The organism is Chloroflexota bacterium (assembly GCA_020161265.1).
Taxonomy (GTDB): domain Bacteria; phylum Chloroflexota; class Chloroflexia; order Chloroflexales; family Herpetosiphonaceae; genus Herpetosiphon.
Genome location: JAIUOC010000008.1, coordinates 163032 through 176799, shown reverse-complemented (window position 1 = coordinate 176799; position 13768 = coordinate 163032). Strand labels below are relative to the sequence as shown.

Annotated in this window: 12 protein-coding genes; 1 reads left to right on the top strand and 11 read right to left on the bottom strand. The window is 51.5% G+C overall.

Annotated features, from left to right (window positions below; genetic code table 11):
• Positions 1–176: 176 nt before the first annotated feature.
• From pckA to atpB, 11 genes are all read right to left on the bottom strand, one after another.
• Positions 177–1757 carry a phosphoenolpyruvate carboxykinase (ATP) gene (pckA, locus tag LCH85_18475; GenBank protein MCA0353987.1) on the bottom strand — a complete coding sequence of 527 codons (1581 nt, stop codon included), beginning with the start codon at positions 1755–1757 and terminating at the stop codon, positions 177–179.
• Positions 1758–1862: 105 nt separating this feature from the next.
• Entirely contained in the window at positions 1863–2735 is an 873-nt protein-coding gene (locus tag LCH85_18470; GenBank protein ID MCA0353986.1) for an HD domain-containing protein, read from the bottom strand.
• Positions 2736–3046: 311 nt separating this feature from the next.
• Positions 3047–4048 (bottom strand): rod shape-determining protein, encoded by a 1002-nt coding sequence (locus tag LCH85_18465; GenBank protein MCA0353985.1) that lies wholly within the window; start codon positions 4046–4048, stop codon positions 3047–3049.
• Positions 4049–4145: 97 nt separating this feature from the next.
• Positions 4146–4556, bottom strand: coding sequence for a F0F1 ATP synthase subunit epsilon (locus LCH85_18460; GenBank protein MCA0353984.1), 411 nt, complete (start codon positions 4554–4556; stop codon positions 4146–4148).
• A 92-nt stretch (positions 4557–4648) separates the two neighbouring features.
• Positions 4649–6064, bottom strand: a complete 1416-nt coding sequence (atpD, locus tag LCH85_18455) for a F0F1 ATP synthase subunit beta (GenBank protein MCA0353983.1) — start codon at positions 6062–6064, stop codon at positions 4649–4651.
• A 44-nt stretch (positions 6065–6108) separates the two neighbouring features.
• The gene (locus tag LCH85_18450; GenBank protein ID MCA0353982.1) at positions 6109–6996 is read right to left on the bottom strand and encodes a F0F1 ATP synthase subunit gamma; all 888 of its coding nucleotides are present in this window, start codon (positions 6994–6996) and stop codon (positions 6109–6111) included.
• 82 nt (positions 6997–7078) lie between these two features.
• The gene (gene atpA / locus LCH85_18445) at positions 7079–8632 is read right to left on the bottom strand and encodes a F0F1 ATP synthase subunit alpha (GenBank protein ID MCA0353981.1); all 1554 of its coding nucleotides are present in this window, start codon (positions 8630–8632) and stop codon (positions 7079–7081) included.
• 59 nt (positions 8633–8691) lie between these two features.
• Positions 8692–9048 (bottom strand): ATP synthase F1 subunit delta, encoded by a 357-nt coding sequence (gene atpH, locus LCH85_18440; GenBank protein MCA0353980.1) that lies wholly within the window; start codon positions 9046–9048, stop codon positions 8692–8694.
• Complete coding sequence (locus tag LCH85_18435) at positions 9048–9542, bottom strand: F0F1 ATP synthase subunit B (GenBank protein MCA0353979.1); 495 nt, start codon at positions 9540–9542, stop codon at positions 9048–9050. The genes atpH and LCH85_18435 overlap by 1 nt, the downstream gene beginning before the upstream one ends.
• Before the next feature lie 79 nt (positions 9543–9621).
• Positions 9622–9855, bottom strand: a complete 234-nt coding sequence (gene atpE / locus LCH85_18430) for an ATP synthase F0 subunit C (protein ID MCA0353978.1) — start codon at positions 9853–9855, stop codon at positions 9622–9624.
• A 72-nt stretch (positions 9856–9927) separates the two neighbouring features.
• A complete protein-coding gene (gene atpB, locus LCH85_18425; protein ID MCA0353977.1) occupies positions 9928–11184 on the bottom strand; it encodes a F0F1 ATP synthase subunit A in 1257 nt (418 codons plus the stop codon).
• A gap of 688 nt (positions 11185–11872) precedes the next feature.
• Here atpB and LCH85_18420 point away from each other — a divergent pair.
• Positions 11873–13663: an alpha amylase C-terminal domain-containing protein gene (locus LCH85_18420; protein ID MCA0353976.1), complete on the top strand. Its 1791-nt coding sequence runs from the start codon at positions 11873–11875 to the stop codon at positions 13661–13663.
• Positions 13664–13768 lie beyond the last annotated feature (105 nt).

Here is a 13768-nt window from a genome sequence, read left to right as displayed (position 1 = left end):
TCAGGAATTATATGTTGATCCACGAAGGACACGAAGTTACACGAAGCTAAGGTTGATTGAGTGGTTCACTGATAATTGTAGAAATTTCAGGCAACCACCTTACCCAACATTCGTACCCTTCGTGTCCTTCGTGGATCAAAACTTCATGACCTTCGTGTCCTTCGTGGATCAATAACCTACGCTTGTGGCCCAGCGTTTACCACGGTTTCGCCAGCCCGTTCGGCGTATTGCTCGAAGTTCTTGCGGAAGCGGGCGGCCAAGTCATCGGCAACCCGATCGTATTCGCTGGCATCGGCCCAAGTTTGGCGGGGTTGCAGCACGCTGTTATCAACGCCTTCGATTGCCACAGGCACATCGAGATTGAATCGGGCATCGTGCCACATTTCCACAGCATCGAGTTTGCCAGCCAAAGCGGCGTGCACCATCGTGCGGGTATCGCGCAAGCTCATACGCTTACCAACCCCGAACGAACCACCAGTCCAGCCAGTATTGACCAAAAATACTCGGACTTTGTGTTCGCGCATTTTTTGGCCGAGCAAATCGGCATACACGGTTGGGTGCAAAGGCATAAACGGTGCGCCAAAACAGGTGCTAAATGTTGCTTGTGGCTCCGAGCCAACGCCAGTTTCGGTGCCAGCCAGCTTGGCGGTATAGCCCGACAAGAAGTGGTACATCGCTTGCTCAGGGCTGAGCTTGGCGATTGGCGGCAAAACCCCAAAGGCATCAGCGGTCAAGAAGATGATGGTTTCTGGTTGACCGCCCATACCCGTTTCGCTGACGTTGGGAATATATTCCAAGGGATAGGCGGCGCGGGTGTTTTCGGTCAACGACGCATCATCATAATTGGGATCGCGGCTATCGCTGAGCACCACGTTTTCGAGCACCGCCCCATAGCGAATCGCATCGAAAATTTCAGGCTCCGATTCGCGGCGCAAGCGAATACACTTGGCATAGCAGCCACCTTCGAAGTTGAATACGCCGTTAGCGCTCCAACCATGCTCATCATCGCCAATCAAAATCCGCTCGGGGTCGGCTGAGAGCGTGGTTTTGCCCGTGCCCGAAAGCCCGAAGAACAAGGCCACATCGCCCTTGCTGCCAATATTGGCTGAGCAGTGCATTGGCATCACGCCTTGGCTTGGCAGCACCATGTTCAACACCGTAAAGATCGATTTCTTGATCTCGCCAGCGTATTCAGTGCCGACAATCAAAATCAATTTTTCATCGAGATTGATCATGGCGGCGACTTCTGAGCGCGAGCCATCGACCGCTGGATCAAGCTTCAAACTTGGCAAGTTGAGCACCGTCCATTGGGGTTGTTGATCGCTGCTGATCGCATCGCGGAACAATTGCTTAGCGAACAAGTTATGCCAAGCATACTCGGTCACCACGCGAATTGGCAACGCATACGCTGGATCAGCCCCAGCACTGGCATCTAAAACAAACATCTCACGTTCGGCCATGTGCGCCAACGCCTTGGCCTTGATCGTGGCATAGGTTTCGGGCTTCATAGCTTTATGGAATTTCGTCCAGTGCATTGACGCGGCTGCTGGTGTTTCCACCACAAACTTATCATCTGCAGAACGACCCGTGCGTGCGCCCGTGGTGGCAACGACAGCCCCAGTAGCCGATAAAACGGCTTCGCCCCGTTTGAGAGCAGCTTCCACCAATTGCGGCACCGTTAAGTTGCGATAGGCTTGCTTGACATGTAAATTAGCGCCTACAGTGTCGCCTTCACTTAATACGGCTCGTTCGGTCATGAGATGGCTCCTTTAGATAAAGAGAAATAAAAATAAGCTGCCGTAGCGGCTACAACCAGCACAAGCGCGTTCAACTTGCGCTTGGTGAGCCAGCTAGCGTAGCAGCTACAACACCGATACATCGTTAATCGAGAGGCCAAAGCGGCTGCCAAGAAACTCAGCAGCACGGCGGCACATTACCATGCGTGAAAGAAAAATTTCAAAATAATCCATCACCGAGGCCATCTCGGTGTCGATCGTTAATTGCAGTGTAACACGGCGTTGCTCAGTATCAACCCGTAAAAATGATTTGGTCGCGGCGTAATTAACCCGATCATGAATATCAAAAGTGGTGGGATCGCTGTTTTGTACCCGCGAACGATGCACATCAGATTTATCGGCCAAAATTAGTGCCGCCGCCACCGTTGAAACCGCATGGCCGCGTTCTTCCTCGTGATTGCCAATCGCGCCCATAATCGTAATGATCTCGTCGATTGGCATGTCGAGGCTGCTCAGAATATCTTTGGCCAAAATTGCCCCAGTTTGGCCATGATCATTGCGATTGATGCTATTGCCAATGTCGTGCAACAAGCCCGCAATTTCGGCCAGCTCAATTTCGCGAGCCGAAAATTTTAGGCGGCGCAACACATTCGCCCCAATATGGCCGACCAAAGAAGCATGACGACGGCCATGCTCGGTATAGCCAATCAACTTGAGCTGCTGGTTAGCGGCATCAAGGTAGGCATAGGTATGGGGATGATTGCGCACTTGGGTAATCGTCACACGGCGGGGATCAGCCTTGGCTAATTCGCTGGCTGGAGCCTGGACAGGTTGGCTAGTTAATTCGGCGACCATTGCCTCACGTTGGGCAACCGCAGCCTCAATTTTAGGAGCAACAACATCGCGCATACGGTCTTTCGTATCAAGCGAAAGCGTATCCGCTGAGTGGCTTAGCTTCTCGACTTCATCGGCGAGCCGCGCATCGTCGCGCATTTCCATAGAGAACCTCGCTGAAGCAACAACAGTAGCTCCGGGCTACTCAGTTCATTACTTCAATGAATGGGCCAGCAATCACTGCCAGCTTGCATAAACGTCAATTGCCAATGCGATCATTCAACGTTGAATAATCATGGTTGGGGGCTAGTTGTTGGGGATCGGGGGCTGGGAGATTTGAGCAAACCCAAAATTCACCGATCCAAAACCATAAAACAACGGCTGGTCGTTGGAGATCAGGGGCTAGAAATCAATTTAGCAAATAGCTATGATTGAATCCCAAGCACTACCGATCCCCGACCCCCAACAACCGACCTCTAATTTATATCACTCCCCGACAAACTTTCGCGGAGAATTTCGAGATTTTCTAGGGCAAGACCTGTGCCGATGGCCACACAGTTGGCGGGCTGGTCGGCAACATAACAGGGCACACCCGTAACCTCAGTCAACAATTCGTTGATCCGGCGCAGCATCGAGCCACCGCCAGTCATCACCATCCCCTTATCAATAATATCCGATGATAATTCGGGTGGCGTTTCGACCAAGACCGAGCGCACCGCACTGATAATCGCCTCAAGTGGCTCTTGGATAGCATCGGTAATTTCGTTGGAATCGACCTCGATCGTGCGCGGCAAGCCAGCAACTTGGTCGCGACCGCGTACTTGCATGGTCAATGGGCGGTCGAGCGGCAAGGCTGAACCAATTTCAATTTTAATACTTTCAGCCGTGCGTTCGCCGATCATCATATTATATTTACGTTTGATATAGGCGGCGATGGCTTCATCGAACTTATTGCCACCAACCCGTACCGAATTGCTCACCACAATATCGTTGAGCGAAATCACGGCAACTTCAGTTGTACCACCACCAATATCAATAATCAAGTTGCCAGATGGTTGAGCCACCGGAATATTCGCGCCAATCGCAGCAGCAAGTGGCTCACGAATCAAATAGGCGCGGCGTGCGCCAGCTTTACGAGCGGCATCACGTACAGCCCGCATCTCGACGGTAGTTACCCCAGCTGGAATACAGATCATCACATCGGGCTTGCCAAAGCCACGGGTTTTATCAATAAAATGCTCCAACATCGCCTTGGTGGTTTCATAATCGGCGATCACCCCGTTGAGCATTGGGCGAATCACCTCAACGCTTTCGGGTTCACGGCCAAGCATCGCCAGGGCATCAGTGCCAACTGCGCGAATCTTATTGGTTTTGCGCGAGAGCGCCACCACCGACGGCTCGGACAAGACAATTCCTTTGCCCTTGATGTAGACAAGCACATTCGCCGTGCCTAGGTCAATCCCAATTTTTCGTGCCATACCTTAGTTATTCCAAACGTACAAAGAACACCAACCGATCATCACAGGTTTAAAGGCCATGGATAATAGCTGATGTTCTTTATACTCATGCTACCTACTATTGACGGTTGCGGCGCAATTTCGCAACTTGCAAACGAACCGTAGCGCGGCGCAAGGCAATCTCGGCCCGAGCAAGATCCTCGGTGCTTTGACGATCGCGCATGGCTTGTTCGGCTTGCAAGCGAGCTTGTTCGGCGCGGGTTTCATCGATTTCATCAGCGCGTTCAGCGGTATCAGCCAAAATCGTCACGCGATTTGGCAAGACTTCCATGAAGCCACCGCTGATAGCGTAGGGCATGCTAACACCATTTTTCACATAGTGCAATTCGCCTGGTTGCAACACCGTCAGCAATGGCTCGTGGCGAGGCAAAATCCCCACCCGACCCTCGACTGAAGGCGCACTGACCATATCGACTTCTTCGGAAAGAACCACGCGCTCAGCGGTGACGATTTCCAATTGGATTGGCATATACATCCTCACAGCGATTATAGACAATGCGCCGGAATGGGGCGGGTTTATGCCCGTTCCAGCCGGCGCAGGGTCAGATAATCATTGATCGATTATTGCTTTGATGCATCGTAAGCGGCTACCACATCGTCGATGCCACCCTTCATAAAGAAGAAGCTTTCGGGAATGTGGTCGAACTCGCCTGCTAAGACGCGGGCAAAGCTCTTGACGGTATCGCCAACCGCGACATACTTGCCTGGAATGTTGGTAAACACTTCAGCCACGCCGAATGGTTGTGAGAAGAAGCGTTCGAGCTTGCGGGCGCGTGAAACTGTCAATTTGTCGTCGTCTGACAATTCTTCGACACCCAAGATTGCAATAATATCTTGCAAGTCTTTGTAGCGTTGCAACATCCGTTGAACTTCGGTCGCGACGCGGTAGTGTTCTTCGCCCACAATGTTGGGGTCGAGAATCCGGCTAGTTGAAGCCAGTGGGTCCACCGCAGGATAGATACCTTTTTCTGAGATCGAGCGTTCCAGCGAAATCGTTGCATCCAAGTGAGCAAAGGTTGTTGCTGGGGCTGGGTCGGTGTAGTCGTCAGCAGGCACGTAGACGGCTTGCAACGAGGTAATCGAGCCAGTCTTGGTTGAGGTGATGCGTTCTTGCAATTCACCCATCTCGGTACCCAAGGTTGGTTGGTAACCCACCTGTGAAGGCATCCGGCCCAAGAGCGCCGACACTTCCGAACCTGCTTGGGTAAAGCGGAAGATGTTATCGACGAACAAGAGTACGTCGCGGCCTTCTTCGCGGAAGTATTCAGCCATGGTCAAAGCTGAAAGCGCCACCCGCAAGCGTGCTCCTGGTGGTTCGTTCATCTGACCGAACACCATCACCGTTTTATCGAACACGGTTTGGTCGGTGCCAGGAATCTTTGAATCCTTCATTTCGTGGATCAAGTCATTACCTTCGCGTGAGCGCTCGCCTACGCCTGCGAACACCGAATAACCGGATTGTTCTTTAGCGATATTCGAGATCAACTCTTGGATAATAACGGTCTTGCCCACACCAGCGCCACCGAATACCCCAGTTTTACCACCCTTGGTAAAGGGCGCGATCAAGTCGATAACCTTGATGCCGGTTTCGAACAACTCGGCGCGGTTTGACTGTTCTTCAAAGGTTGGGGCTGGGCGGTGAATTGGCATGGTTTTGGTAGTACCAACCGCGCCTTCACCGTCGATTGGCCGACCTTGAACGTCGAACACCCGACCCAAGGTTTCGGGGCCGACTGGCACGCTGATTGGTGCGCCAGTGTCGATTACATCCATCCCACGGACAAGGCCGTCGGTGGTGGACATAGCGACCGCGCGAACCACGCTATCACCCAACTGCTGTTGGACTTCGCAGATCAGCGATGAGCGGCCTTCGCCCAAGGGAATTTCCAACGCGTTATAAATTTGTGGCAGGCCATCGGCAGGAAATTCTGCGTCGATAACCACGCCAGTAATTTGTAAAATTTTTCCAGTTGCCATGGAATTCTCCAAATGGTCAACAATCACTAGCAAATACTAGCTGATTATTGGTTGAGCGCTGTTGCACCAGCGGCGATTTCGCTAATCTCAGTGGTGATAGCTGCTTGACGGGCCTTGTTATAGGTCAAGGTCAGGTCGCGCACCAACTCTTTGGCATTGTCATTGGCATTGCGCATAGCCATCATCCGAGCCGAATGTTCACTTGCAATGGATTCAAGGATGGCTTGGTAAAGCTGCACTTCAATAAAGCGTGGCAATAATTGGTCAAGCACATCTTCTTGGCTTGGTTCGTATGAGTAATCGACTTTGGTTGCGCCAGCGTTGCCTGGGGCTTCAACTGGCAAGAAACGGCGCAATTTTGGCCGTTGCACCAAAGTGTTTACGAACTCGGCGCAAAGCAAGTAGACTTCATCGTAGTTGTAGTTGCCGCTTGCATCGGGGCTATAGCCATTGATGGCGGTCGTGGCTGCGGGCAAAACATCCACCAGTGGTGGCGCATCGCCCAAGCCAATAATTTCAGAATCGAGTTTTTGACCAACCCGCAAAATGAAATCGCGACCTTTTTTGCCGATAGCAATGACTGAAACACTACGACCTTGGCTTTTTTGATCTGTGATAAAGCGAGCCGCTGCACGCGTCAAGTTTGAATTAAGCGCACCGCACAGCCCACGGTCGGGCGTGATCAAAATCAACGCAACACGAGTTACTGTGGGATGCGGCTGCAACAACGGGTGTTTCGTGCCGCCACCCATCGACCGCAATGTCAACTCGCCCATTACATCGTAAAGGCGGTCGGCATAGGGACGGGTTGCAAGCACGTTTCGTTGAGCGCGACGCATCTTCGAGGCCGACACTAGCTCCATCGCTTTGGTGATTTTGCCAGTGTTCTTAACACTCTTGATCCGCCGCCGAATTTCTCGTGCTGAAGCCATAAAATCCTCGTAAAGAAAGAGATTGAGGCAAGGGTGGGATCAAGGTTTAACTGACCCCTGACCCCCGGCCCCCAACCTCTATCTATTTATAACTCGCCGTTTGCTTGAATTCGGTCACGGCCTTGCGCAAGCTGGCGATGGTTGCTTCGCTCAAAACTTTATCGCTAGCGATCGTGCGGCCAACCTCAGCATAGCTGCTGTGGATAAACTGCCAGAAATCGCGCTTGAAGTCGTTGATGCGGGCAACTGGAACATCATCCAAGAAGCCGTTCCCAGCAACCCACAGAATAATCACTTGGTCTTCCAAAGCGATTGGTTGGTATTGGGGTTGCTTGAGCAATTCTGAAAGGCGTTGACCGCGTTCGATTTGGGCCTTGGTGCCTGCATCCAAATCGGAAGCAAACATCGCAAAGGCTGCCAATTCGCGGAACTGTGCCAATTCGAGCTTCATCTTACCAGCAACGGTCTTCATGGCTTTGGTTTGGGCCGATGAACCTACGCGGCTCACCGAGATACCCACGTTCAAAGCTGGGCGTTGGCCAGCATAGAACAAGTCCGATTCCAAGAAGATTTGACCGTCGGTGATCGAAATCACGTTGGTAGGAATGTAGGCCGAAACGTCGTTAGCTTGGGTTTCGATGATTGGCAAAGCCGTGATCGAACCGCCGCCATTGGCTTCGCTCAAACGGGCAGCGCGTTCCAACAAGCGTGAGTGCAAGTAGAACACGTCGCCAGGGTAGGCTTCGCGGCCTGGAGGGCGGCGCAGCAACAACGACACTTGGCGATAAGCCACAGCGTGTTTCGACAAATCGTCATAGATGATCAAGGCATCTTTGACCAAGTTGCCATCGACGGTTACGCCAGCTTCCATCACTTCTTCAGCGATGGCACAGCCTGAGTACGGTGCGATATATTGCAATGCTGCTGATTCTGACGCTGAAGCATTGACCACGATGGTGTAATCCATCGCGCCATTTTGCTCAAGCGTGGTAATGGTTTGAGCCACTTTCGAGCGCTTTTGGCCGATTGCGACATATACACAAACCATACCTTGACCGCGTTGGTTGATGATCGTATCGATCGCGATAGCGGTCTTACCAGTTTGGCGGTCGCCGATGATCAACTCACGTTGACCACGCCCGATTGGAATCAACGCGTCGATCGCCAAGATCCCAGTTTGGACTGGTTGGCTCACCGATTTACGCTCAATCACGCCCGGGGCGATCCGTTCGACTTCGCGGGTTTTGCTGGCGCTGATTGGGCCTTTACCATCGAGTGGGCGGCCCAGTGGGTCAACGACACGGCCAAGCAACTCTTGACCAACTGGCACTGAAATAATCTTGCCAGTTGAGCGTACTAAGTCGCCTTCTTCAATTTCGAGATAATCGCCCAAAATAACGGCAGCGACGTTATCTTTTTCCAAGTTCAGCGCGATGCCCATGACGGTTTCGCCTGACTTCGTTTGCTTGAATTCAAGCAACTCCGAAGCCATAACATCGCGCAGACCTTCGATCCGCGCCACGCCGTCGCCAACACTGGCAACCGTCCCGACGTTGACCGCAGTTGGGTCACCGCCGACAGGTTGCTGGATGCTGGCTTTAAGACGACTAAGAATATCTTCTGCTGTTACAGCCATTGTTTGCCTCTATGATCGAAGTATGAAGGATGAAGCGGCTGCTTCATCACTCCTCACAGTTATCCGGCCATCATATTGCGTTGGACTGCGTTGAGGCGTTGGCGGAGAGTTGAATCAAGCACCTTATCGCCGACACGCACCAACAAGCCGCCCAGAATTTCTGGATCGACTTTGTAGGCGATATCAAGCAATGCGCCATAACGAGCCTTGAGATCTTTTTCGATCTTAGTTCGTTGTTCAGCGCTAAGTTCAACGGCGCTTGTAACTTCTGCCGCGGTTGGGCCGCCCGAACGCGCCAACTGCACCAACTCATCCAGCACGGCGGCCAAGAGATCTTCTTGACCTTCGGCTTTGAGCGCTGTGACTAATGATTCATAGACAGCGCGGGCATAGCTTGCGGGTTCGAGGCTGCTCATTAGTTCAGCCTCCCAAGTTGGTCAATTGATTTATTGATCAACTCGTCATGACCTTTGGTTTGCAGTTCGCGGCCAAGCACATTGCTGGCGGTTTCGGTCACCAAAGAAGCCAATTGGCCTTGCAAGCCGCGCAACACTTGTTGGCGTTCTTGCTCGACTTTACCACGAGCTTCTTCTTCGATCTTGGCAGCGTTATTGCGAGCAACAACCAACAGCTCGGCTTCTTGGGTGCGAGCGCGTTCTTGGGCTTGGCTGATGATGGTTTGACCTTCGCGGCGAGCTTCTTGCAGCTTCGCTTCGTAGTCGGCATCAACCCGTGCCAATTGTTGCTTGACTTTTTCGGCGTTATCTAAGCTCTCGCGAATCCGCTCTGAGCGGGCTTGCAAGGCATTCAAAACTGGTTTGTAAAGAAATGTATTGAGCAAGAATGCCAACAAGCAGAAGTTGACAATTTGCGAGATAAGGAGCGGGAGATCAACCCCAAGCTTATCCATGTAAGTCCCCCTTGGGAGATGGCGCTGCGCAGCGGCGAAACGCCATCAACGAATGTCAGCGGTAGCGTTTGTGTGGTGCTTAGAGCACGCCGAACCCGATTAGCAGCGAGATAACCAAACCGAAGATTGCCAAACCTTCAGTCAAGGCGATACCAACGAACATGTTGGTACGAATCGAGCCTTCAGTTTCTGGGTTGCGGGCAATTGCTTGCAATGCACCAGCAACCAACAAACCTACGCCGATACCAGGGCCAATTGCTGCTAAACCGATTGCGAGAGCCGCAGCCAACAAACGTGCACCTGTATCCGTCATGAGCGTTATCCTCCAAAAGAACTTAATCTGTATCAAAGAACGTTTTTATGCGATCAAATGGCGATCAAGTGATTAGTGGGCGTGTTCTTCGTGGCCATGATCGCCGTGCGATTCAGCAGCCATATCGATAAACGCCATGGTCAGCATTGCAAACACGAAGGCTTGAACCAAGCCCACGAACAATTCCAAGCCATAGAATGGCAATGAAAGCAAGGCTGGGAACAGGAAGGCCATCACCAAGAGCACCACTTCGCCGGCAAAGATGTTGCCGAAAAGCCGGAAGGTAAACGAGATGATGCGAGCGAATTCTGAAACGAGTTCGATAATCCCCACGAAGAACTGAATTGGTCCTTGGTTGAAGATAAAGAACTTGCCCAAGTAGCCAAAGCCTTGCTTGCGGAAGCCCCAGAATTCGGTGACGACGAATGAGATCAAGGCCAAAGCCAAGGTCATATTCAAGTCAGCGCTACCTGGGCGCAAGAAGGGGTGGAACAAAGGCGTGATTTTGCCAGCGTGGTCGAGTTCGGCTGAGACTGCCTTGTATTGGGCAATTTGCTCAGGCGTTTCCAAGGTTGCTGGCAAGACGATGCCTTGAGCTGAAGCTTCAGCCCGCACCAAGGTATCAGCAGTTCCAGCACACTTGTTGGTGTAATCTGACCAAACTTTTTGAGCACCGATGACTTTTTCGCTTGGGCCAGCACCAGCTACTGGAGTATGGCCATGCATCACTTCTAATTCTGATTCAGCAAAACAAACCCCAAGTGAACCAACACCGGGGACCAAGCCGAACCAGTTTGAAGGCAAGACCAAGAAGAAGATGGTTGCAACCACGACAAAGAAGCGGGCTACATACTTCGGGCTAACCCCTTGCATGGTGTTGTATAGAACTTCAACACCATATTCCAAGGCATTTTGCAAGCCCTTGGGGTGCTTCAAGGCTTCGTCATTGCCGCTGCGCAATTTTGCAGTAGCCGCCAACGAGAGCACAACAAGCAAAATCATCACAACCCATGTTAACAACAAGGAGTTTGTGACGTTGTATGATCCTATGTGGAAAACTTCTTCAGCGCGAACCGACACCAGTGGCTTCCCCACAGGCAGGAATATGCGCAGTAGAATCCCCACAACGAGGACAATACCGACAGGAATCCATATGTTTCGTTTAGTGGACAAGGCGATCCCTCCGCGTTTATAGCCCAACCATGCGGCATTCTGTCGGTCATGCACAACGGTGGGCAACGAAATCTTTAGACGACTGTGGGATTTTGTGCTTTTTTGCACATTCTCAAGTATAAAGGATGCATATGCTCTTGTCAAACTTGTTAACATTAGTCAAGAATGGCCTGAATCCCTTTGCAACGGGCAGAAATCATTGCAATGCCATGGCTCCAAGCATGAATTTTTGATCAATTTGCCATGAATTTGGCTGGCTTTGTGCTGATTGTCACAAAAAGCTCTCAACAATCTTGCTGGGGGTTGGCAAGGATGGATTAGCACATTGATCCACGAAGAGCACGAAGAGCACGAAGGATGCGTGGCTATAGGCTATAGGCTTTGGGAAGCACGATCATGCAAATTCTAAAATATTCCGATAGCCAATAGCCATCCTGCTCTCTACGCCTCTACATTAACCCTGGCCCCTGAATCCTGACCCCTCATTCTTGCTATTTGTTACAAAGTATTAAAAAGCTAAAATTTCCTAAAGATTTTTGCTTGACAAGCCTAAACCGCTTGTGTATACTTCGTCCAACAAACGAACGAACCAAAAGTACCAGCCCAAATCGGGACAATTGCCTAACCGTACTTACAACGCTACCCAACATCACAACTCAGTACGACGGTATTTTTCTAGGGCTAAAACTTTGTTCGATCTATAAACAAATTGATAGTGGCTCGATGAATCATCGTTGATTCATTCCCCGTAGGTGCTGTGTCGTTTCAACAATCCTAGGCCTGAAGTTGGCACGGCAGATTTAACATATCGATCAACCGTTCACGCCCCAAAGGAGGGACGTTTATGTCACGGACCACTCGCGCAATGGCGCGGCTGACACTGTTCGTCTTGGTTGTGATCATCTTCTCGGTTGGCTTTTTTGGAACCGCTCCACGGGCAACGCAAGCCCAAACGACTCCACGCACGGTGTTTGTCCATCTGTTCGAATGGAAATGGACTGACATCGCCAAAGAATGCGAAAATTGGCTCGGACCCAAGGGTTTCTCGGCTGTCCAAGTCTCACCACCGCAAGAGCATATCCAAGGCTCGCAATGGTGGACGCGCTATCAACCAGTCAGCTATCAGATTCAGAGCCGCTCGGGCACTCGCGCCGAGTTTGCCAACATGGTTTCGCGCTGTAAAGCTGTTGGGGTCGATATTTATGTCGATGCCGTGATCAACCACATGACCGGCGTGGGCAGTGGCACGGGCGTAGCTGGCTCAAGCTACACTAGCTACAACTACCCTGGCAACTATCAAACCCAAGATTTCCACCACTGTGGCCGCAATGGCAACGACGATATCAGCAACTACCAAGATCGCTGGGAAGTTCAAAATTGTGAGTTGGTCAACCTCGCCGATCTTAAAACTGAATCAGATTATGTTCGGGGCAAATTAGCTGCCTATTTGAATGATCTGCGCAGTTTGGGCGTAGCTGGTTTCCGCATTGATGCAGCCAAGCATATGCCCGCCGCTGATATTGCCAACATCATGAGCCGCGCCAGCAATCCTTACATCTATCAAGAAGTGATTGACCAAGGCGGCGAGCCAATTACCTCGGGCGAATACACGGGCAACGGCGATGTGACTGAGTTCAAATACAGCACCAACATTGGCCGCATGTTCAAAACCGACAAGCTTGCCAACATGAGCAACTTCGGCACGCCATGGGGCTTTATCGCCAGCGATAGTGCGGTGGTTTTCACCGATAACCACGACAACCAACGCGGCCATGGCGGCGCTGGCAATGTCGTTACCTTCAAAGATGGTAAACTCTACGAACTTGCCAACGTCTTTGCCTTGGCATGGCCGTATGGTTATCCTCAAGTTATGTCGAGCTACAACTTCAGCAACGGCGACCAAGGCCCACCCAGCAGCAATGTCTACAATGGCAACACCGCCGATTGCGGTGGCAGCAACTGGGTTTGTGAACATCGCTGGCGCGGCATCGCCAATATGGTTGGCTTCCGCAACTACACTAGCACGGCCTTCAGCACCAGCAACTGGTGGTCGAATGGCAATAATCAAATTTCGTTCAGCCGTGGCAGCTTGGGCTTCGTAGCAATCAACCGCGAAGGCAGCAGTTTGAGCCGCACCTTTGCTACGGGCTTACCCGCCGGAACCTACTGCGATGTAATTCACGGCGATTTCAGCAATGGCTCGTGCTCTGGCCCAACCATCAGCGTCAATAGCAGTGGTCAAGCAACGATCACCGTTGCCGCAATGGATTCAGTGGCAATTCACGGTGGCGCAAAAATCAATGGCACCAACCCAACTCCAGTGCCAACCACCCCACCAAGCGGCAGCATCGCAGTAACCTTCAACGAAAATGCCACCACGGTTTGGGGCCAAAATATCTATGTGATTGGCAACGTCTCAGCACTTGGTAGCTGGAATACCGCCAATGCTGTGTTGCTCTCATCAGCAAGCTACCCAGTTTGGAGCAAGACGATCAACTTGCCAGCCAGCACGGCGATCGAATACAAATACATCAAGAAAGATGGTTCAGGCAATGTGACTTGGGAAAGCGGTAGTAACCGTACATTTACCACGCCAAGCAGCGGCACGGTCACCCGCAACGATACCTGGAAATAGCTGTTGAGTTCTTAACCACGAAGGACACGAAGAGCACGAATGTTAGGCTTGTTGGAAACCTGAGTTTTGTACAAGACATCAGAGAACCAATAACCCAAACCTTAG

Coding starts and splice junctions, on each gene's coding strand:
- atpH (MCA0353980.1), bottom strand. CDS start 9,048: ATGAGCAGCCTCGAACCCGCAAGCTATGCCCGCGCTGTCTATGAATCA.
- atpD (MCA0353983.1), bottom strand. CDS start 6,064: ATGGCAACTGGAAAAATTTTACAAATTACTGGCGTGGTTATCGACGCA.
- atpB (MCA0353977.1), bottom strand. CDS start 11,184: ATGTTAACAAGTTTGACAAGAGCATATGCATCCTTTATACTTGAGAAT.
- LCH85_18470 (MCA0353986.1), bottom strand. CDS start 2,735: ATGGAAATGCGCGACGATGCGCGGCTCGCCGATGAAGTCGAGAAGCTA.
- pckA (MCA0353987.1), bottom strand. CDS start 1,757: ATGACCGAACGAGCCGTATTAAGTGAAGGCGACACTGTAGGCGCTAAT.
- atpE (MCA0353978.1), bottom strand. CDS start 9,855: ATGACGGATACAGGTGCACGTTTGTTGGCTGCGGCTCTCGCAATCGGT.
- LCH85_18460 (MCA0353984.1), bottom strand. CDS start 4,556: ATGCCAATCCAATTGGAAATCGTCACCGCTGAGCGCGTGGTTCTTTCC.
- LCH85_18420 (MCA0353976.1), top strand. CDS start 11,873: ATGTCACGGACCACTCGCGCAATGGCGCGGCTGACACTGTTCGTCTTG.
- atpA (MCA0353981.1), bottom strand. CDS start 8,632: ATGGCTGTAACAGCAGAAGATATTCTTAGTCGTCTTAAAGCCAGCATC.
- LCH85_18450 (MCA0353982.1), bottom strand. CDS start 6,996: ATGGCTTCAGCACGAGAAATTCGGCGGCGGATCAAGAGTGTTAAGAAC.
- LCH85_18435 (MCA0353979.1), bottom strand. CDS start 9,542: ATGGATAAGCTTGGGGTTGATCTCCCGCTCCTTATCTCGCAAATTGTC.
- LCH85_18465 (MCA0353985.1), bottom strand. CDS start 4,048: ATGGCACGAAAAATTGGGATTGACCTAGGCACGGCGAATGTGCTTGTC.